This window comes from Ruegeria sp. B1 (assembly GCF_056535885.1).
The window spans coordinates 3,706,196-3,724,271 of the sequence record NZ_JBQFJA010000001.1 but is presented as its reverse complement, the minus strand read 5'-3'; the positions used below and the strand labels follow the sequence as shown (position 1 = coordinate 3,724,271).

At 58.6% G+C, this 18,076-nt stretch carries 20 protein-coding genes, 1 other RNA gene and 1 pseudogene; 8 read left to right on the top strand and 14 right to left on the bottom strand.

What is annotated here, in order from left to right; all coding sequences use genetic code 11:
* Window positions 1-106: 106 nt before the first annotated feature.
* From ACR3ES_RS18495 to ACR3ES_RS18485, 3 genes are read right to left on the bottom strand one after another with little or no spacing between them, the layout of a single operon-like run.
* Complete coding sequence (locus ACR3ES_RS18495) at window positions 107-1,210, bottom strand: DUF4147 domain-containing protein (protein ID WP_170433869.1); 1,104 nt, start codon at window positions 1,208-1,210, stop codon at window positions 107-109.
* Window positions 1,210-1,647, bottom strand: coding sequence for a D-aminoacyl-tRNA deacylase (gene dtd / locus ACR3ES_RS18490; protein WP_170433867.1), 438 nt, complete (start codon window positions 1,645-1,647; stop codon window positions 1,210-1,212). The genes ACR3ES_RS18495 and dtd overlap by 1 nt, the downstream gene beginning before the upstream one ends.
* Before the next feature lie 42 nt (window positions 1,648-1,689).
* Window positions 1,690-2,358 carry a nitroreductase gene (locus tag ACR3ES_RS18485; RefSeq protein WP_480424156.1) on the bottom strand — a complete coding sequence of 223 codons (669 nt, stop codon included), beginning with the start codon at window positions 2,356-2,358 and terminating at the stop codon, window positions 1,690-1,692.
* A gap of 146 nt (window positions 2,359-2,504) precedes the next feature.
* On the opposite strand from ACR3ES_RS18485, the gene ACR3ES_RS18480 reads away from it, so the two are divergent.
* Window positions 2,505-2,924, top strand: a complete 420-nt coding sequence (locus ACR3ES_RS18480; RefSeq protein ID WP_170433865.1) for an Hsp20/alpha crystallin family protein — start codon at window positions 2,505-2,507, stop codon at window positions 2,922-2,924.
* 16 nt (window positions 2,925-2,940) lie between these two features.
* On the opposite strand, the gene ACR3ES_RS18475 is transcribed toward ACR3ES_RS18480, so the two are convergent.
* The 6 genes from ACR3ES_RS18475 to ACR3ES_RS18450 form a co-directional block, all read right to left on the bottom strand.
* The gene (locus ACR3ES_RS18475) at window positions 2,941-4,029 is read right to left on the bottom strand and encodes a TFIIB-type zinc finger domain-containing protein (RefSeq protein WP_170433863.1); all 1,089 of its coding nucleotides are present in this window, start codon (window positions 4,027-4,029) and stop codon (window positions 2,941-2,943) included.
* Window positions 4,030-4,070: 41 nt separating this feature from the next.
* Entirely contained in the window at window positions 4,071-5,219 is a 1,149-nt protein-coding gene (locus tag ACR3ES_RS18470) for an SPFH domain-containing protein (protein ID WP_170433861.1), read from the bottom strand.
* 22 nt (window positions 5,220-5,241) lie between these two features.
* Window positions 5,242-6,162: a DUF2927 domain-containing protein gene (locus ACR3ES_RS18465; RefSeq protein WP_170433915.1), complete on the bottom strand. Its 921-nt coding sequence runs from the start codon at window positions 6,160-6,162 to the stop codon at window positions 5,242-5,244.
* Window positions 6,163-6,211: 49 nt separating this feature from the next.
* Window positions 6,212-7,402 (bottom strand): toxic anion resistance protein, encoded by a 1,191-nt coding sequence (locus tag ACR3ES_RS18460; protein WP_170433858.1) that lies wholly within the window; start codon window positions 7,400-7,402, stop codon window positions 6,212-6,214.
* Window positions 7,403-7,432: 30 nt separating this feature from the next.
* Window positions 7,433-8,347, bottom strand: a complete 915-nt coding sequence (locus ACR3ES_RS18455) for a 5-bromo-4-chloroindolyl phosphate hydrolysis family protein (protein ID WP_170433856.1) — start codon at window positions 8,345-8,347, stop codon at window positions 7,433-7,435.
* 174 nt (window positions 8,348-8,521) lie between these two features.
* Window positions 8,522-9,337 (bottom strand): pseudouridine synthase, encoded by an 816-nt coding sequence (locus ACR3ES_RS18450; RefSeq protein WP_480424153.1) that lies wholly within the window; start codon window positions 9,335-9,337, stop codon window positions 8,522-8,524.
* Window positions 9,338-9,398: 61 nt separating this feature from the next.
* On the opposite strand from ACR3ES_RS18450, the gene ACR3ES_RS18445 reads away from it, so the two are divergent.
* Window positions 9,399-9,848 (top strand): nucleoside deaminase, encoded by a 450-nt coding sequence (locus tag ACR3ES_RS18445; RefSeq protein WP_170433852.1) that lies wholly within the window; start codon window positions 9,399-9,401, stop codon window positions 9,846-9,848.
* Between the two features lie 16 nt (window positions 9,849-9,864).
* On the opposite strand, the gene ACR3ES_RS18440 is transcribed toward ACR3ES_RS18445, so the two are convergent.
* Complete coding sequence (locus tag ACR3ES_RS18440) at window positions 9,865-11,040, bottom strand: M24 family metallopeptidase (RefSeq protein ID WP_170433850.1); 1,176 nt, start codon at window positions 11,038-11,040, stop codon at window positions 9,865-9,867.
* Window positions 11,040-11,732, bottom strand: coding sequence for a metal-dependent hydrolase (locus ACR3ES_RS18435; RefSeq protein ID WP_170433848.1), 693 nt, complete (start codon window positions 11,730-11,732; stop codon window positions 11,040-11,042). Before ACR3ES_RS18435 ends, ACR3ES_RS18440 begins: the two co-directional genes overlap by 1 nt.
* Window positions 11,733-11,791: 59 nt before the next feature.
* Between ACR3ES_RS18435 and ACR3ES_RS18430 the strand changes: the two genes are divergently transcribed.
* Entirely contained in the window at window positions 11,792-12,463 is a 672-nt protein-coding gene (locus ACR3ES_RS18430) for a ceramidase domain-containing protein (protein ID WP_170433846.1), read from the top strand.
* 16 nt (window positions 12,464-12,479) lie between these two features.
* Here the strand turns inward: ACR3ES_RS18430 and ACR3ES_RS18425 are convergent, their stop codons facing one another.
* The 3 genes from ACR3ES_RS18425 to ACR3ES_RS18415 form a co-directional block, all read right to left on the bottom strand.
* Window positions 12,480-13,169, bottom strand: a complete 690-nt coding sequence (locus ACR3ES_RS18425) for an SGNH/GDSL hydrolase family protein (RefSeq protein WP_170433844.1) — start codon at window positions 13,167-13,169, stop codon at window positions 12,480-12,482.
* 94 nt (window positions 13,170-13,263) lie between these two features.
* Window positions 13,264-13,827 (bottom strand): DUF4202 domain-containing protein, encoded by a 564-nt coding sequence (locus tag ACR3ES_RS18420; RefSeq protein WP_170433842.1) that lies wholly within the window; start codon window positions 13,825-13,827, stop codon window positions 13,264-13,266.
* Between the two features lie 140 nt (window positions 13,828-13,967).
* Window positions 13,968-14,132 (bottom strand): hypothetical protein, encoded by a 165-nt coding sequence (locus ACR3ES_RS18415; RefSeq protein ID WP_170433840.1) that lies wholly within the window; start codon window positions 14,130-14,132, stop codon window positions 13,968-13,970.
* A gap of 229 nt (window positions 14,133-14,361) precedes the next feature.
* Here ACR3ES_RS18415 and gatC point away from each other — a divergent pair, with 229 nt between their 5' ends.
* The 5 genes and pseudogenes from gatC (at window position 14,362) to rnpB (ending at window position 18,075) form a co-directional block, all read left to right on the top strand.
* Window positions 14,362-14,649, top strand: coding sequence for an Asp-tRNA(Asn)/Glu-tRNA(Gln) amidotransferase subunit GatC (gene gatC / locus ACR3ES_RS18410; protein WP_170433838.1), 288 nt, complete (start codon window positions 14,362-14,364; stop codon window positions 14,647-14,649).
* A 3-nt stretch (window positions 14,650-14,652) separates the two neighbouring features.
* Window positions 14,653-16,139: pseudogene (gene gatA, locus ACR3ES_RS18405) on the top strand (Asp-tRNA(Asn)/Glu-tRNA(Gln) amidotransferase subunit GatA).
* A 40-nt stretch (window positions 16,140-16,179) separates the two neighbouring features.
* Window positions 16,180-16,884, top strand: coding sequence for a hypothetical protein (locus tag ACR3ES_RS18400; RefSeq protein ID WP_170433834.1), 705 nt, complete (start codon window positions 16,180-16,182; stop codon window positions 16,882-16,884).
* A complete protein-coding gene (locus ACR3ES_RS18395) occupies window positions 16,835-17,548 on the top strand; it encodes an N-acetylmuramoyl-L-alanine amidase (RefSeq protein WP_170433832.1) in 714 nt (237 codons plus the stop codon). The genes ACR3ES_RS18400 and ACR3ES_RS18395 overlap by 50 nt, the downstream gene beginning before the upstream one ends.
* Window positions 17,549-17,677: 129 nt before the next feature.
* Window positions 17,678-18,075, top strand: an RNA gene (gene rnpB, locus ACR3ES_RS18390) — RNase P RNA component class A.
* Window position 18,076 lies beyond the last annotated feature (1 nt).

Genomic DNA, 18,076 nt, shown 5'->3' with positions numbered 1-18,076 from the left:
AACCGTCGCCCTTCAGTATTCTTGAGCCGGTTGAATTCAATTCTCCCCCGCTTTTTGTCGTAGTCTTCCGGTGTACGCGATCGTGGGCGGCGGCATATGCGCCAATTCATTGTCGAATTGCGACAACCAGATCCATTACGTTTGTCCCGGTCGGACCCGTGATCAACAAGGCGCCCGCTTTGTCCAGATAATTGCCGCTGTCGGCGTTTTTCAGAAAGTCTTCTGCCTGCGGGGTCCAGGTCTTTCCGTCAACGATGCCTCCGGCGGCATCGGTTGGCCCATCTGTCCCGTCGGTCCCGCCGACAATCACGGTGATCCCATCGACACCCTGGATCTCGCGCGCCAGCGCCAAAGCCAATGCCTGATTGCGTCCACCTCTGCCGGGATTACCGGGTAAGACCACGGTCGGCTCACCCCCAAAGATCATAACGCCGGGACGCATATCGCGCAGTTGTGGACCCAGCTTTGCGGCCACTGACAGGTAATCATCGTGCAGTGCCTTGTAATCGGCCAGGACAGTTAGACCATCAGCCTGCGCAGCCGCTGCAGCTGCCGCGCGCGCATGCGCGTTTGAGGCAATAATCCGGGTTGTTGCCTCAAATGCAAATGGGGTTGGCAAGGCACCGATACCCGATCCGACCACGTTCAGGTCGTCACCGGGCACATCCGAAATCGCAAGAACGGTTACCTGACGGCCCGAGAAATGGGACAGCAGCCCGCCCCCCTTGATCCGCGACAGCTTGCGCCGTTCCGCGTTCATCGCCTCGATGTCTAAACCTTCTGACAATAACTTCCGGTTCATGGTTTCCAGGTTAGCGAAGGTGACACCGGGTCGAAGATCTTCGGCCAGCGAAGAGGCACCACCAGAAACCAATAGCAAAAGATGTGACTGAGGGCCCATCGCTTCAACGGCCTCACGCAAGGCCCGACCGCCCGCAAGGCTTCGATCATCCGGAACGGGATGAGACGCCTCGATCACATCGACATCTTCTGGCAAACCATGCGCATGGTCGTCTTTGGTGACAACAAGGGTTGGCACCGAACCAAAATGGTCAAGCGCCGCGCCAGCCATTGAGGCTGCTGGCTTGCCCACGGCCAGAATGCGGTCGGGTTTTGGAACGTCCGGCAACGCCGTCTTGGTTGCTGCGTATCCGTCAACAGCGGCCACCCCGGCCTGCCAAATCCTGATTGCTTGGTCCGCAAGGTTCATCAGTTTTCCATCCAGATTGTGACAGGTCCGTCATTTACAAGTTCGACGGCCATGTCTGTGCCGAACTGCCCTGTTTCGACCCCGATACCAAGTGAGATCAGGTGTTCAGCAAACACGTTGTACAGGTGCTCCCCGATATCCGGCGGCGCGGCTTGTGAAAAACCCGGCCGGTTGCCGCCCGACGTATCGGCGGCCAGCGTAAACTGGCTGACCACAAGGGCGGTTCCTCCGATATCCAGTATCGAGCGGTTCATCTTGTCCGCATCATCTTTGAAAATACGCAGCTTGGCGATCTTTGCTGCCAGCTTGCTGGCCTGATTCTCATCGTCGCCCTGCATGGCGCAGACAAGGATCAAAAGTCCGGGTCCCGACTGTCCAACAATCGCGCCGTCCACTGAAACCTTGGCCTTGGAAATTCGCTGAAGCAAAGCGCGCAATGGGTGTCTCCGGAAAATGCGTAACGATGGCTGTAAAGCGGTTTATCCGCGCCAGTCGACAATGTCACCCAGCGCTGCGCGATCTGTCCGAAACGCGTTTGCGGGATGATCTGGATCGCGATAGCCAAAGGATATGGCGCATAAAATCAGGCGATCGTCGGGAATGTCGAAATACTTGTGCAGAAACGGCCCGTAAGACGCCACAGCCGCCTGCGGAATGGTCGCCACCCCAAGCGCCTGAGCGGCCAGCGTAAAAGCGGTAACGAAACCGCCGCAATCCATCGCGCCATACGGGCCAAGCTCGGCCGGGCTGGACAGGATCGCGCAATGAGGCGCGCCGAATAGCGCAAAGTTCTCCATCATCTGTCTGGCCGAGGCCGCGCGATCCCCTTTTTCAACACCGACTGCATTGTATAGCGCCCAACCACAGGCGCGGCGCCTTTCTTGATAGACACCGGAATAAGAGAATGGAAAAGGCAGGTCAGGGTTTGGCGTTCCGGTGGCAGCTTCGTTTTGCAGGGCGTGCCGGAAAGCTTCGGTCTCTTCTCCGCTGGTGACGATCAGATGCCAGGGCTGGGCATTGCACCAACTGGGTACGCGTGTTGCGCTGGAAATGATCTGTCCGATGAAAGGTCTCGGCACCAGGTCGGCCCGAAACGCGCGGCAGGAATGGCGGTCGTTTAACAGGCTGTTTAGTACATTTATCGGCACCACCACGTCTCCCCTGGGCTACGGCGCGCAGGATGGCGTCAGGGCCGTGTGCGCGCAAGAGGGCGTGCGGTAATTTGCGGCGGATCAAGGACAGTCTGTCACCCGGATGAAAGAATCAGGAACCAATTTAAGATGGAGGACTGAATATGGTTGAAAAATCCGATCACACCGGCCTCTGGCCCTCACTTTACGATCCGTTTCGCAATTTTGGAACAAAACTTGCTGACTGGCTCAGCCCAGCGACCGAAGCCTCGGGCAACCGCGAGGCCTACAATATCTCAATGGAGTTACCGGGCGTGTCCGACGATGACATCGACCTGACCGTCGAAGAAGGCGTTGTCACGATACGCGGCGAAAAGAAAACACACGAAGAAAAGAAGGGTGACACCTGGTATTTCTCCGAACGGCAGTATGGGGCTTTTCGCCGATCCTTCCGCTTGCCGGATGATGCAGATGGTGCCAAAGCAAGCGCCCGCATGAAGGAGGGTGTCCTGCACGTTACGGTTCCGAAGAAACCCGTTGAAGAGTCGGAAACATCCAAAAAGATCGACATTAAACGCGAGTGACCCGGTGAGTGTGGGGCTATTGCTGCCCCGTTGCCACGAGGTACCCAATACCGGCTGCCACGAGCAGGCCCACAACAACCGCAATCGTAATCTTGAGTGCGGACCAGGGCCGCTCACCTTGGACACGCCCGGTACGACCGTTCACAACAAACCGATAGGTTTGCCCTCGATACTTGTATGCGGCCATCCAGACCGGCAGCAGAATATGCTTGAACGTGACATCGCGGACATCCGTGTCCACAGCATGGATGCGCTGACGGTCGCCGCCAATGTCAAAGCGCACATCGCGCTCAATCACACGTGCCATATGGGCGCGGGCTTCGGTATACCCGTCTGGTAGCTCAACAGTGTAGGCTTCGGCCCGAAACCCGGCGAGATACTCGGGCTGATATGGTTCCAGCGCCGGCAAATCCCAGGGCTCCAGCGCATCCGTGTAGGTCTTGGGCAGCGAATGTGAGGCCAGGACAAGAACGTCGTCAAAGAATCGCGCCACACGACCGGATTTGGGCGTCCAGCGCACCTTGGGCACCTGTTGCTGCACGCGCTTGCCGTCGCGCGCGACGGTGCGCGTCTCATAATAAACCACGCCCCGCTCGCCGCGGTAACTGGATTTCGTATCGGCATCGAATGTCCAGTACGGCACGTAAATGCCCTGCATTTTGCGGCCTTTGCGGGCGTAATCCTTCAACCCGTTTGGTGCAAACCACAACCGCCCGAGCCAATTGCTCATGGCTTTATGGGCGCTGGGTTCGTCGAGGGCGAAGGGCAAAACGCCCTTTGGCTTGATATGTCGGTTCACGCCGGTGTCGGTCACCACTGGCGTGGCGCAGAACGGGCATTCTGCCGCGTGCGTGCTCGGGTCAAACTCCACCTGCGCGGCACAATTCGGGCAGGACAGAACCCGGGTTTCTTCGATTTCGCTATCCGGCAGTCGATTGGCAATCGCAGCGTCGAAATCCAGTTCCTTCAAACTGGCCCCACCCCATGGCCCGGCGCTGATCGCCTCAGAATGTCCGCAATGGTCGCACGTCAGGGTGCCGTCATCCGGGTTGAACCGATAATCGGCGCCGCATTGATCGCAGGGAAAGCGGTGTTCTTCGGTCATAGCGAAGCCCTGTTAGTGGCTGGTGATACGCACAGTTGGCATCACGTGCCGGGCGGGGGCGGTGGCAATATCGTAAACAACTGCGCCAGTTCCTGCACGTCGCCCGCCTTTTTCCAGCCGTCCTGACCGGCGGTCCAGACATGGGTCTCGCGGGTCAGGTCGCCTTCAGTGGCCATGCGTCCCATCTTTGCCTTTGAAAACGGTCCACTGGTCTGCCCGTCGACTGCGATATGCCAGACATGCTCAACGGGCGGCGGGGGCGGGGGTGCCGCATGTGCAGACGGTTGCTGAGCAGCGGGGGCGGAACCGCCCCAAGGGCCACTCGGTTGACCCGCTGCCATGTTCGACATTTGGTTGGCCATCGCCATGCCCATTCCCATGCCAAGTCCGGCACCCATGCCGCCGCCCTGTCCGGGGTTGTTGGCAGCGGCGGTCATGGCCTCTGCTGCCGAATACTGCGTGAACTTGCCCAGGTCCCCGGCCAGACCCATCGAGGTGCGCTTGTCCAGCGCAGCCTCGACCGCAGGCGGGAGTGAGATGTTTTCGATGTAGAACTCTGGCATCTCCAATCCGTAGCCGTCGAGAACCGGAGACACCTCTGCCGCGATCAGCTTGCCCAGATCGGCAGTATTGGCGGCCATGTCCAGAACCGGGATACCCGAGCCTGCGATCACGCGGCTGAACTCCTGCACGATGATGTTGCGGATTTGGAAGCTGATTTCATCCATGGTGAATTCACCATCCGTACCCACGATCTCAATCAGAAACTTCGCCGGGTCTTTTACGCGAACTGTATAGGTTCCGAAGGCCCGGATGCGTGTCGGGCCGAATTCCGGATCACGCAGCATGATCGGGTTCTTGGTGCCCCATTTCAGGTCATTGAACCGTGTCGTGTTGACGAAATAGATCTCGGACTTGAACGGCGACTGGAACCCATGATCCCAGTGCTGCAACGTGGTCATGATCGGCATGTTGTTGGTCTCAAGCATATAGAGACCCGGGGTGAACACATCCGCCAGCTGCCCTTCATGCACAAACACAGCCGACTGACCCTCTCGCACGGTCAGCTTGGCGCCATACTTGATTTCATGTCCTTCCCGTTCAAACCGCCAGACCATCGTGTCGCGGGTGTCGTCCACCCAGTGGATGACATCAATGAATTCTCCGGTCAGAAAATCGAAAATTCCCATGTGGGTTCTCCTGTCCTTGGGGTCAGAGCGGCTGCCCCATCAGTTCGCGTGCAATGATCCTTACAACAGGCCGCGCCTGATCGACTGTGACGCCCGGCTCGAGGCGCGGATCGTAGAGCATCGTCAGCAGTTTCTCATCGTGGCTTGTCAGCAAGGCAAACTCGTCATCATCGTTGAAGATTGACGGCCGCGCCGCCGGGCTGTCATTCGACAGGCCCAACCCTTGGGCCATCTCTTCGTGAATACAGCTAAGACGTACCAGATCGGGCAACTCGGTGCGGATCAGTGTGACCGCCCGAACATATTTGTGCGGAGCGCTGCTGGTAGCGGACGCAAACACGAAACAGTCAAAATTTGCACGCGGGTTCGCGACAAGATCCAGTGACGCCTGACTGATATTTGGGATCAGTTCCCGCAGCCGGGCTACGACATAGGCGCTGTCGTCCTTACCCGCAAAAAAAACGTGAAAGTTTGCCTTGCGGCTGACTGTGGAAATCGGGTGACCAGTCAACTTTGCCAGCCGCGCTGCATAAGACTGAACCTGTGCCGCATCCTGATCGCGTGTGGCAAGCGGCACCGATGGTCCAAACTCACTCTGGATACGCACAGGTCCTGACCAGCGACTGAGTTGCCCATCCGTCTGACGCGCTCCGATCGATACGACGTGGTCCGGATACTCGCTGTAAAAGGCGATGACCTCGAAATTTCGCGCCAGATCGTCTGCGTCATAAGGCGTGTCCGCACCTCCGCCGTCCGTGCGCAACAGGCCGCGTGTCAGCAGATCGCGCTGTACCCTTTGATAGAACCGGGCCAGATCCTGACTGGCGGCTGATGCCGGAACATAGGCATTGGCCGCCGGGACCGGTGCGGGCGGCACAGGTTCGGGCGCGACGGCAGTTGGCAGGGCCTCCTCGCAATTGGCCAGCGCCAAAAATGCGATCATCCCAAGCCCGAGTTTCAGGTGTCCCGAAGCCTGCACGCCCAACCCGCCTTTAACCCGGTACTGCCGTACCGGCGTTGTCGCCAATCCCGTCCTTGCGGGCTTTGGCGGCGGCCAGCGTGTCGCGCAGCTCCGCCTCCATCTTCTGCAATTCTTCCTCAGCAGCGGCGCGCTTGGCCTTGCCCTCGTCGGCGATGGCAAGGCTTTCGTTGATCGCTCCGATCAGGTCCGCATTGGCCTGTTTCACGGCCTCGATGTCAAAGACGCCGCGCTCCATTTCTTCGCGGATCATCTTGTTCGACTCGCGCAGGTTGGCGGCGTTAGACGTCAGCAATTCGTTGGTCAGATCATTAGCATCGCGCACCGCAGCCGCCGCTTCGGCGCTGCGTTGGATGGTGACCGCCTGCGCCAGCTGCGTTTCCCACAGCGGTACGGTATTCACCAGTGTCGAATTGATCTTGGTCACCAGCGACTTGTCGTTTTCCTGTACCAGACGGATTGACGGCAGGGATTGCATCGTCACCTGCCGTGTCAGTTTCAGGTCGTGCACCCGGCGCTCCAGATCGTCCCGGGCCGCCCGCACGTCGCGCAGTTCCTGTGCTTTCATAACTTGCTGATCTTCCGGTGCGGCCTGAACCTCGGCTTCTTTTTCCGGGATGTCATGGCTGTCCAACTCGGTCAGCTTCTCTTCGCCCGCAGCAATGTAGAGCGCCAGTTCGTCGTAGAAATCCAGCGTCTTTTCATACAGCAAGTCCAATGACTTGATGTCTTTCAACAGGGTATGCTCATGACCCAGAAGACTGTCGGTGATGCGGTCAATCTGGCTCTGCACCTCTTCATATTGTGCAGTGAATTTGGCAAACGGTGCGGCCCGTCCCAACAGCCTTTCCCACCAGCTGCGTTCGCGGCGTACATCCAACTCACTGACCGAAAATCCCCGAATGGTGGTCACGATGTTGCGCAGGCTGTCACCGGCCGGGCCAACGTCTTTGTTGCGGACATCAGCCAGCATCGCCTGGCTGATTTCCTGCAACTCGGCTTGTGCAGAAGACCCGAAGGAGACAATCGAATTGGTGTTGCCCATATCGATTTCATCCATCCGCTTGCGGATTTCGGCGCTGACGGGTTCGTCCGCCTCCTCCAACAGGACGATCTCGGACTTTGGTTCCGGCAGCGCAACCGCAGTGACTTCCTGAACCAGAGTTTCGGCTTCGACCGCCTTATTCTTGATCTCATCGGACATGGGGGTGTTCCTCGCTCATTTTGTGGCCGGTCAGTCCAACCGGACGCCTTCGCGTTGCAGCCTGTCGCGCAACACGTCAATTTCAACCGTCAGATCGCTGCGGTCATCCAAAAGCATCTTGCGCGTGCGGGCCGCAAAATTCTGTTCCAGATCGTCCAGCAGTGCGGAGTAATCGGCCAAAGCCTGTGCGTCGCGGGTGCGCGCATAGACATCCGCAAACTTCACCGTCGCGTCGCGCGCGCCCTGCAGATAAACCGTCAGGTATTTTCGCGCGCCGGCCAGATCGCGCGGGTCGTCTTCGACAGTGCGAAAAAGATCGCGTGCGGTGTCCTGAAATCGTTCAACCCGGGCCTCGATCTTGCGATCCCCGGCGCGTTTTATGGCATCCGTCATTTCGGTCAAATGGGATTCTGCGTCTTCGACCACACGGGCCACCCGGTCTTGTTGAAACGTGTCGACGCGTTCCATCCCCTTGTCTTTCATGGGATCGATCCCGAAAGATATTGAGTGCAGCGCAGTCGCGGCAACTCCAAACAGGATGGGTGCGATCAGGCTAACCTGCGAGACTGTTTCCGCGTCCAGATACTCATTGCGATAAGACGCAAGCGCGGCGCCCAGACCAGTTAGCACACTGGCAAAAATCTTGCGCGGAAAGGCGGGGCGTCTTGCAGTTCGCCGCGTGTTAAAGGCGGCCTCGGCGCGCAATCCCTCGCGCAACAGGAAAGCAGCCGCTGTCAGTACGCCCGCTGCAACGAGGCCCATTGTCATGCCGATCGCACCGTCGTTCAGGGACAGAAACACCAACGGAATGGCCGGAACGAACAGAATGTTGGCCCGCGCGCCCGCAGGCTCGACCCGTGCGCCATCGAACTGTCCACGCCGGGGCGGTTCATCGGGGGATTTTGTTCCGTCGGGGCTGAATTTCCCGCCATATCGTTTGGCCATGTCTTACAGGCCTCCCAACAGGCCAGTACACACGCCAAACAAAAGCACGAGCAAGGCCGCATAGGCCAGTTTTTGGACTCCGGTCCCGGACATAAAGCCCCCCAACAGACACATTCACAGAAAATTTAGGGGATGCGAGGGCTTGGCGCTAGGGGGAAGGTTGCCAAACAGGTGTCACTTGCGAGGTTTCTTGCCTATGGTTGCCCGTTTTCGCTGCGGTCTGGGCGGGCGTTTTGCGGCGCCGGCGGGATCGGTGCCGGCATCAAGCCCCAATTGATCACGCATCACACGGCGACGAATTTCTTCGACCTCGCCGGGTTTCAGGTCACCCAATTGGAAGGGGCCATAAGATACGCGCAGCAATCGGTTGACGGTAAAGCCAATATCTTCGATCGCGCGACGGATCTCGCGGTTTTTGCCTTCGCGCAGGCCAATGGTCAGCCAGGCATTTGCCCCCTGCTGGCGGTCCAGTGCCACGGTCATCGGTTGGAATCGCTCGCCCTCAATCACCAGACCTTGCCGCAACGGGGCGAAATCCTCGTCTTTCGGGCGCCCGTTGATCCGAACGCGATATTTGCGCAGCCACCCTGTCGAGGGCAGCTCCAGCTTGCGCTTGATACCACCGTCATTGGTCAGCAAAAGCAACCCTTCCGAGTTCAGGTCCAAACGCCCGACACTCATAACCCGCGGCATATCCTCGGGCAGCTTATCGAAAATTGTCGCGCGGCCCTTTTCGTCGCGTGTTGTTGTCACCAATCCGGGGGGCTTGTGATAGAGCCAGAGGCGCGATGGTTCCGGCTCGGAAACCGGCTTCCCATCAACGGTAATCTTGTCCCGGGCCGTTACATTCAGCGCCGGGCTGTCGATGGCCTTGCCGTTGACGGCGACTCGGCCTGCTTCGATCATGCGTTCGGCCTCACGACGCGACGCGACACCGGCACGGGCCAGAACCTTGGCGATCCGGTCGCCGGGAGGAGGGGTGTTGCTCATGCTCCGGCCATAACGCATCCCGCATGCTTGCGAAAGACGGGTTTCTGATGCAGTCAGTGGCATGACATTCAGATCGCATATGGACAAGGCGTTGGAACAGGCGCGCGCTGCGGCAGATCGCGGAGAGGTGCCAGTCGGTGCCGTCATCGTTTCTCCAGATGGTCGTATCGTAGCCTCGGCGGGCAACCGGACGCGTGAGTTGAGCGACCCCACAGCGCATGCCGAAATCCTGGCGTTACGCGCTGCATGTTCAGATGCGGGCTCGGAACGCCTGCCGGATCACGATCTCTATGTCACGCTGGAACCCTGCGCCATGTGCGCCGCCGCCTTGGCCGCCGCGCGCATCCGGCGGATTTACTACGGAGCATCGGATCCGAAATCCGGGGGCGTGGCCCACGGCGCCCGGGTTTTCTCACATCCGCAAGCCCATCATGTTCCCGAGGTTTATGATGGGATCGCCGCAGACGAAGCGGCGGATTTGCTGAAACGGTTCTTTGCGGCGCAGCGGTAGAGCTCGCGCGTCGGACTTACGCTGGCTTGATTACCAACTCGCGCGCAATCTCTGCCAGGGGTTTCCCGCCTTCCGGCGTCACAACAAAGCTTTCGGTGATGGCCAAACCCCAATCCGGGGTCCAAAGGCCGGGCATCAGATGAAAGGTCATGTTGTCCTGCAACTCGGTTGTGTCACCCGGTCGCAAACTCATGGTGCGCTCGCCCCAATCAGGTGGATAACTCAACCCGACCGGATATCCGGTGCGGTTGCCCTTTGTGTAACCGGCCTTGGCAAAGCTGGCATAGACGCATGTCGCGACCTCTTCGCAGGTTGCTCCGGATCGTGCGGCGGCGAGGGCATCGTCAATGGCCGTCAGCACCGCCTCTTCGGCACGAAGGATGTCCTGAGGAGGATCGCCGAGAAACAGGCTGCGGCTGGCAGGGCAATGGTAGCGCCTGTAACAGCCCGAAATCTCGAAATAGGTCGCCTCGCCTGGGGTGAGAGGTCTGTCGTTCCACGTGATATGCGAAGCCGAGGCTTCGGTTCCCGACGGGGCTATGGGTACAATCGCAGGATAGTCTCCGGCCAGACCGGGCAGCCCTGCGACCCCTGCGGCCTGCACGTCAGCCACCAACCGGTTCTTGGGCACTCCCTCTCGAAAGGCATCGCGTAAAACGCTGTGCATATGCGCCGTAAGCTGTCCGGCGTTGCGCATCATGTCGATTTCGGCGCCGCTTTTGACAGCGCGTTGCCAATTCACCAGCCCGGTGGCATCGGCCAAACTCTGCGGGCCAAACGCTGTTTCCAGTATTTTGTGACTGGCAGCCGAGTAATAATAGTTGTCCATCTCGACGCCCAGCCGCGTTGTCCATCCATGATCCCGCAGAAGGGTCAGCAGGGTGTCGACCGGATGATGATCCGGATGCTGAACATGCTCCTCCGGCCAGTCAAATAGCGCATCCTCTGTCAGCCACGTTGTCTGTTGCGCTCCGGCCTTATCCTGTGTCCGTCCCCACCAGAGCGGTGACCCGGATTTTGGCAGGATCACCATTTGCGGTACATAAAAGCTCCACCCGTCATACCCGGTCAGCCAGGCCATGTTCGAAGGGTCCGTGACCAAAAGGGTATCAATACCCCGTTTGTCCATCGCCGCGCGTGTTTTTGCGATCCGGGCAGCGTATTCTTGCGGGCTGAAATCAGTAGCGGGCATCAGAGTGTGATCGCCTTCATCAGTTCCGGCTCAATCACATCGACGCCCGGCAGCGCATCAATCAACTCCTGTGCCGATTGTTCCAGAACCGGGAACGTTTTGTAGTGGCAGGGAATAACGGTCTTGAAATTAAAATACCGTTTGGCGGCATAAGCGGTCGCCTTCATGTCCATTGTAAAATGACCGCCTGCGGACAGAATTCCGATATCCGGTTTATAGTAGTCGCCCATCCAGTCCATGTCCGCCATGATGTCCGTATCGCCAGAGACATACACCATGTGCCCCTCGCTCGCGATCATGAAGCCCACCTCGCTGCCGCCGGTGCGCAACCCGTCCGGTGTTGAAAAGGTCGAACTGTGAGAGGCGGGAACCATCGTCACCTTAACGCCATTCAGATTGACGGTTCCGCCCTTGTTGAACCCGACGGTCTCGATGCCTTCGGCCTCGCTCCAGTACCCCATCAGGTCGTATTGCCCAACCACCGGGATGCCGAGATGTTTTGCAAGATGCAGGACATCGGCCACATGGTCGAAATGCGTATGGGTCAGCAGGAGATGCGTGGCGCCATCCAGCGCCGCGTCATGCTCTGCCTCGGATAGGACTGGGTTACCCGTCAGCCAAGGATCGATCAGCAGCACCTGACCAGCGGTTTCTATGCGAAAACTCCCATGTCCCAGCCAAATGATATTCATCAAAAAATCCTCCTGAACTGACTATTGGCGGCAGCGTAGCATTCGCTATGTAAAATTCCATGGACTGGATGCAGGAAATTGACGGCTATTGCGAACGATTGTCGTCCGCCTATTGGGCCGAGCCAATCAATGCCGTCACAAATGCGGCCTTTTTGATCTCGGCCTGGATCATGTGGCGACGGGTGCGCGGAGAAAACATGCCACTTGCAATGGCATTGGTTGTGATTCTGGCGATGATCGGGATTGGCAGCTATTTGTTTCACACGCATGCACAGGTTTGGGCCGCCATTGCGGATACCACGCCCATTTTGCTGTTCATTCTTGTCTATATCTTTGCGGTCAATCGGGACATCTGGCGGGTGTCGCCACTGCTTTCAGCGGTTGGAACGGTGTTGTTCATTCCTTACGCCGCCGCCACCATTCCGTTGTTCCAGTTTGCTCCGGGTCTGGGCGGGTCAGCGGTCTACGCTCCGGTTCCGCTGCTGATCCTGATTTATGCGGGTCTGCTGCGGAACAGAGAGCCGAAGTTCGCCTTGGGCATGACGGCCGGTGCTTTCATTCTGATCCTGTCGATCACGTTTCGGGCAACGGACATCCCGCTGTGCACACAATTTGCCATTGGGACACATTTCATGTGGCACATCCTGAATGCCATCATGCTGGGCTGGATGATCGAAGTGTATCGGAGGGCGATCCTGCGCAGCAGACATGACGTGCCGGTTGCTGGCTAAGCCAGAATCCACGCCATCAGAACCCTTCGGTCAGGATGATGTTGGCCACACGCTCGCCGATGATGCGGCTGGATTTGCGCGAGGGGTGAATCCGATCGAATGAGAAATACGAGGCGTCCCCGGGTCTGGCGATGTCCTGACTGGATACGAATATGATACCCGCGTCCCGCTGTGCCAATCGTGCAATGCGGGCCTCAAACTCGTCCCCTTCCGATTTGCAGTGTTCGATGGGGGTCAGCAGCTTGGGACTGCGCAAATAGCCGACGTAGATTACACGTGTTCCACTGCTTCGGATCCGGCGCACAAACTGCGGTATCTGGCCGCTTTGCCCGTCCTTGGAAATCATGTTGTCCAGTGTCGTGTCACAGCTAATGCACCCACACCCCAGCATCAGATCATTGCCGCCGCCATTTATGACGGCCCAGCTCCAGTCACCTTCAACAAATTGTGCCTGAACACCCGACTCTGGTCGGCCCTCCACATCGAATTTGGTTTGCAGCCAGGCGGCGGACATTGCCCTATCGACAACCGGCGCACCAATATTTTTCTCAATCACGTCCGAGATTGATGAGCCGGAGGCCGAGTTCCAGGCCATAAGAGAATCGCCAACAGCGATAACGCGTGCAGTCGGTTGGTTGGACGGGGCTTCCTGACAACCCAGAAGGCAACTGAGCAATGCGAATAGGACGAAGCGTTTTCTAGACATTTGAGACCGGACGTTTCGAAGGTTCTTTCGTCCTCGATGGGACGGCCAAATGGTTAATTCTCTGTTAAGCTCACACCACCTTTTGGCGGGCGCATCAATCCTGAAACGCCGCCGCCAAATGCGCAGGCAGGTCGAACTCCTTCAGCACCCGTGCGCGACCTTCGGCGGACATCTTTTTGGCGGTTTTCTCTACAATACGCTGAATCTTCTCTGCCGAGTGTTTCGCGGCAAATGGGTGAAAGTACCACTTGAGAAAAACAAAGCAGATGACATCTTCAAGGGCCTGAACCTCGGGATCACGTTTGATGCCCTGCTTGCGCAGCATACGACCGGCGGCGTCCGTTTCATCCGAACCGTACCCGCCCTGGGTCATCAGGGTAGTGACCACTTCCGCGTGATGTTCGCCCTGCGCTTTTCGCCATGCCAGATATCCTGCGCGCCCGTCCGGGTATTCGCTCCGTCCCAGCTTCCATCGTTCGATATGCTGGCCGCGCGCGGCAATCTGCAAGGCATCAGACGCGTCCGGGAACAAGCGGTCCAGCTCTGCGCTCATGCGCTTGCCATACAACAAGGTTTCAGGCTGGTTGTCTTCGATATTTGGGTCGTCTGCGTTGGCCGCGTCAATCGCGTCCAGAACTGCTTGCTTGCGCGCACTCATGCTTCGCTCCATTGGCTTGCTCGTTTGGGGCATCACTGGGATGTTTGCGCCTATGGTAGCGGCTTAAAGCAAGGGGTGCAGCAGCGAAATGTATCGCCGCCGGGTCGGATAGGGCGTCCTGACCCGGCGGGCACAGCTTCTTACTTGAGGGGTTTGGTTTGGTCTTGTGTGACCGGTTCCGAGACCGGTTCGGGGAAGCTGAGATTGCGGGTCAGGTTGGTCATATCGACGCCCATGGCCATGGCCATGGCCGGGGCGGACAGGACGGTAGCAGACAAGATTGCGGCAGTAAGAAAGGTTTTCATTTTCTGTCTCCGGTTTTGTGCTGTGACACATCTTAGAAAATGAACAGTTCAGTTCAGTTTTCAAGGGTCAAAATGAACTAATTAGTTTACTTTTTTGCATATGAGATATTCAGTTCTGAATGGGGTGTAGCAGTCTGCGGGCCGGACACAACTGTGAGCGCGTTGTGTAGTGGCCTTGCGACCGGTGAAACAGACGGGTAAATGCCCTCTAACGCATATGAGGATTTCCATGTCGATTGACCAAAGCACCGCTGCCAAGGTGGCCAAACTGGCCCGGATCAAGGTCGAGGATGACGCGCTGCCGGCGCTGGCCTCGGAATTCAACACGATCCTGGGGTTTATCGAACAACTTAACGAGGTGGACATCGACGGTATTGAGCCGATGGTTTCGGTTGAACCCATGCGCCTGAAGCGGCGCGCAGATGTTGTGACCGACGGAAACCAGCAAGACAAGATTCTGGCCAATGCTCCCGACGCGCGTGAGGGGTTTTTTGCTGTCCCCAAAGTGGTGGAGTAAGACATGAGCGAGTTGAACAAACTAGGTTTGGCCGAAGCGCGTGATGCGCTGCGTGCAGGTGATGTAACGTCGGTTGAACTCACAGAATCATGCCTGAAGGCGATTGAGGAAGCCGACGCGCTCAATGCTTTTGTCCACAAGACGCCCGAGATCGCGATCGAACGCGCCAAGGCGGCGGATGAGCGGATCAAAGGCGGGGATGCACCCTCGATGTGCGGTCTGCCGATTGGCATCAAGGACCTGTTCTGCACCAAGGGCGTGCCGTCGCAGGCAGCCTCGAAAATCCTCGAAGGCTTCAAGCCGGAATACGAATCCACCGTGTCGCAGCACCTGGCCGATGCCGGTGCCGTGATGCTAGGCAAGCTGAACATGGACGAGTTCGCGATGGGCTCGTCGAATGAAACCTCTGTCTACGGTAATGCCGTCAGCCCGTGGCGGCGTGGAAACGATGATGCGCAGCTGACCCCCGGAGGGTCGTCAGGTGGCTCTGCGTCTGCCGTTTCGGCAGACCTGTGTCTGGCCGCGACCGGAACCGACACCGGTGGTTCGATCCGTCAACCGGCCGCATTTGTGGGCATCACGGGCATCAAACCGACCTACGGTCGATGCTCGCGCTGGGGCATTGTCGCCTTTGCATCGTCGTTGGATCAGGCTGGCCCTATGACCAAGAGCGTACGTGACGCCGCAATCATGCTGGAAACCATGTGCGGCCATGATCCCAAGGATTCAACCAGTGCGGACTTGGCTGTCCCGAATTTCGAGGCCATGCTGACCGGCGACATCAAGGGCAAAAAATTGGTATTCCCAAAGAATACCGTATGGATGGAATGCCTCCCGAGATCGAAAAGCTCTGGTCTGATGGAGCCGCGATGCTGAAAGATGCCGGGGCCGAGACGATCGATATCTCGCTGCCACACACCAAGTACGCGTTGCCGGCCTATTATGTGATCGCCCCGGCCGAGGCCTCGTCGAACCTCGCGCGTTATGACGGCGTGCGGTACGGCCGCCGGGCCAAATTGGCGCAGGGCGACGGCATCACCGAGATGTACGAAAAGACCCGCGCCGAAGGGTTTGGCCACGAAGTGCAGCGACGCGTCATGATCGGAACCTATGTCCTGTCGGCAGGTTTCTACGACGCGTATTACAACCGTGCACGCAAAGTCCGGACGCTGATCAAGAAAGACTTTGAAGATGTATTTGCTGCCGGTATCGATGCAATCCTGACCCCGGCAACACCGTCTGCCTCATTTGGTCTGGGCGAGATGACCGAGGCCGACCCGGTGCAGATGTATTTAAATGACGTGTTCACCGTCACGGTCAACCTGGCCGGTCTGCCCGGCATCTCGGTTCCAGCTGGGTTGGACAAGCAGGGCTTGCCACTTGGTTTGCAATTGATCGGACGTCCGTGGGACGAAGGCGAGTTGCTCAACACCGCTTATGCGCTGGAAGGCGCGGCCGGTTTTGTGGCCAAGCCCGGGAAATGGTGGTAAGCCTCAGAGCACGCAGGACAACAAAAGACGGAGCAACTGAATGCGCTTTAGGCTTCTGATCCCGGCCATCGGTTTCATTGCTGCATGCGACACCGTTGCACCGGTCTCCGGTACCGGGTTCAACACACCGGAATACCAGGCGCAACGCGAGGCGCAATTGGCCGGGCAGGGCGGTGTGGTCAATCCATTTCCCGCACCTGCGGACGTGTCGCAAGAGACACTTGGATCACCCGGAACGGTCCCTGCGGACGCGACCGCGACCGGTTCAAATGCGGACATCGCCAATCAGACGGCCGTTGCTCTGGCGAGCACATCGGGACAAGCAACTGCACCAATCCCGACCGTAAGCAGCACAGAGATATCTGATGAACAGGATTTTGAGGCCGTCTCGGGCCGTCGTTCCATCGAATCCGATGCCGCACTTATTGAACAGAACCGGCAGACCTATGAAGTTGTCGCTCCAACCGCTGTTCCGCAACGCGGAACGGATGGCCAGCCAAATATCGTGCAGTACGCATTGAGCACATCAAACCCGGTGGGCACTCAACTTTACAGCCGCGCTGGATTCAACTTGCAGGCCAAGGCACAGCGCAATTGCGCGCAGTTCCCCTCACCAGATCAGGCGCAGATCGAGTTTTTGTCCAGTGGCGGACCGCAACGCGACCGCAAAGGCTTGGACCCGGACGGTGACGGATATGCTTGCAGCTGGGACCCCAGCCCGTTCCGCAGTGCCGTCAGCAACTGATCCACGCTCGCCGATCTGGCATCCGTCCCCCAATTTTGGCCCGCGCAGGGATCGTTTGCGACCATCGTTGATCGTTCTGCACTACACGGCGATGGAAGGTGCTCAGGCCGCGCTGGACCGTTTGTGCGATCCCGAGACTGAGGTGTCCGCCCACTACCTGATTGGCGCTGATGGCACAGTCTGGCAGATGGTGACGGAAGAAGACCGTGCCTGGCATGCCGGTGAAGGGGAATGGCACGGTCAGACCGACATCAACTCTCGTTCGATTGGAATAGAACTGGATAACGCCGGGACCCACCCTTTCTCTGAGCCGCAGATGGCGGCGCTGGGCGGACTGTTGCGGCAAATCATGACCAGATGGGGTATAACCCCCGATGGCGTGATCGGCCACTCCGACATGGCTCCGGGGCGCAAATTTGACCCAGGCCCGCGTTTCGATTGGCAGCGGTTGGAACGTCAGAACCTGGCGTCCCTACGCGGCCACGAAGATGGCCCACAGGATAAGCCTGTGGACGTGTTCCGAGCGATGGCTCGGAACGCGGGTTTTACCGCCGAAGTCGACGACAACACTCTTCTTGCGGCCGTCCGTCTGCGCTATCGCCCATGGGGCAAAGGCCCGTTGCAACCGGAGGACTTTATTGCACTCGCGCATAAGCCGCTTTGACTCTGATCCAATCTTCATCTGGCCAAAAATATCCCGGGGTTGAATTGGCCGTAGGCCAAGAAGGGGCTGGCCCCTTGCGCCTCGTCAGCCCTTGACGTGGTTTGTGCTACCGCATACCCACCCGACTGCGCGGAGGGCCGGATGGCCGCTGGGGCCTCGGCCCGAGAGGAAAGTCCGGACTCCACAAGACAATGGTGCCGGGTAACGCCCGGGCGGGGCAACCCGACGGAAAGCGCCACAGAAATCAAACCGCCAAGGATTTCGGTCCAAGGTAAGGGTGAAACGGTGGGGTAAGAGCCCACCGCGCTCCTGGCAACAGGGGCGGCAAGGCAAGCCCCACCAGGAGCAATGCCAAATAGGGTCCCCGCGCGGGCCGGTCGGTGCAAATCGATACCGCCGCTAAGGGTGTCTTGGCCAAGAGGGACCGGGTTGGCAGCTTGAGCCGCGCAGCGATGCACGGCCTAGAGGAATGGTCATCGAAGGGGGCAACCCCGGAACAGGATCCGGCTTACAGGCCCTCCGCGCATG

Bases quoted from the DNA above. Each gene is read 5' to 3' on its own strand.
- ACR3ES_RS18440 (WP_170433850.1), bottom strand. From the start codon at position 11,040: ATGCCCGCTACTGATTTCAGCCCGCAAGAATACGCTGCCCGGATCGCA.
- ACR3ES_RS18435 (WP_170433848.1), bottom strand. From the start codon at position 11,732: ATGAATATCATTTGGCTGGGACATGGGAGTTTTCGCATAGAAACCGCT.
- gatC (WP_170433838.1), top strand. From the start codon at position 14,362: ATGTCGATTGACCAAAGCACCGCTGCCAAGGTGGCCAAACTGGCCCGG.
- ACR3ES_RS18395 (WP_170433832.1), top strand. From the start codon at position 16,835: ATGCTTGCAGCTGGGACCCCAGCCCGTTCCGCAGTGCCGTCAGCAACT.
- ACR3ES_RS18465 (WP_170433915.1), bottom strand. From the start codon at position 6,162: ATGATCGCATTTTTGGCGCTGGCCAATTGCGAGGAGGCCCTGCCAACT.
- ACR3ES_RS18425 (WP_170433844.1), bottom strand. From the start codon at position 13,169: ATGTCTAGAAAACGCTTCGTCCTATTCGCATTGCTCAGTTGCCTTCTG.
- ACR3ES_RS18475 (WP_170433863.1), bottom strand. From the start codon at position 4,029: ATGACCGAAGAACACCGCTTTCCCTGCGATCAATGCGGCGCCGATTAT.
- ACR3ES_RS18480 (WP_170433865.1), top strand. From the start codon at position 2,505: ATGGTTGAAAAATCCGATCACACCGGCCTCTGGCCCTCACTTTACGAT.
- ACR3ES_RS18460 (WP_170433858.1), bottom strand. From the start codon at position 7,402: ATGTCCGATGAGATCAAGAATAAGGCGGTCGAAGCCGAAACTCTGGTT.
- ACR3ES_RS18430 (WP_170433846.1), top strand. From the start codon at position 11,792: ATGGACTGGATGCAGGAAATTGACGGCTATTGCGAACGATTGTCGTCC.
- ACR3ES_RS18470 (WP_170433861.1), bottom strand. From the start codon at position 5,219: ATGGGAATTTTCGATTTTCTGACCGGAGAATTCATTGATGTCATCCAC.
- ACR3ES_RS18450 (WP_480424153.1), bottom strand. From the start codon at position 9,337: ATGAGCAACACCCCTCCTCCCGGCGACCGGATCGCCAAGGTTCTGGCC.
- ACR3ES_RS18420 (WP_170433842.1), bottom strand. From the start codon at position 13,827: ATGAGTGCGCGCAAGCAAGCAGTTCTGGACGCGATTGACGCGGCCAAC.
- ACR3ES_RS18495 (WP_170433869.1), bottom strand. From the start codon at position 1,210: ATGAACCTTGCGGACCAAGCAATCAGGATTTGGCAGGCCGGGGTGGCC.
- ACR3ES_RS18455 (WP_170433856.1), bottom strand. From the start codon at position 8,347: ATGGCCAAACGATATGGCGGGAAATTCAGCCCCGACGGAACAAAATCC.
- ACR3ES_RS18445 (WP_170433852.1), top strand. From the start codon at position 9,399: ATGACATTCAGATCGCATATGGACAAGGCGTTGGAACAGGCGCGCGCT.
- ACR3ES_RS18400 (WP_170433834.1), top strand. From the start codon at position 16,180: ATGCGCTTTAGGCTTCTGATCCCGGCCATCGGTTTCATTGCTGCATGC.
- ACR3ES_RS18415 (WP_170433840.1), bottom strand. From the start codon at position 14,132: ATGAAAACCTTTCTTACTGCCGCAATCTTGTCTGCTACCGTCCTGTCC.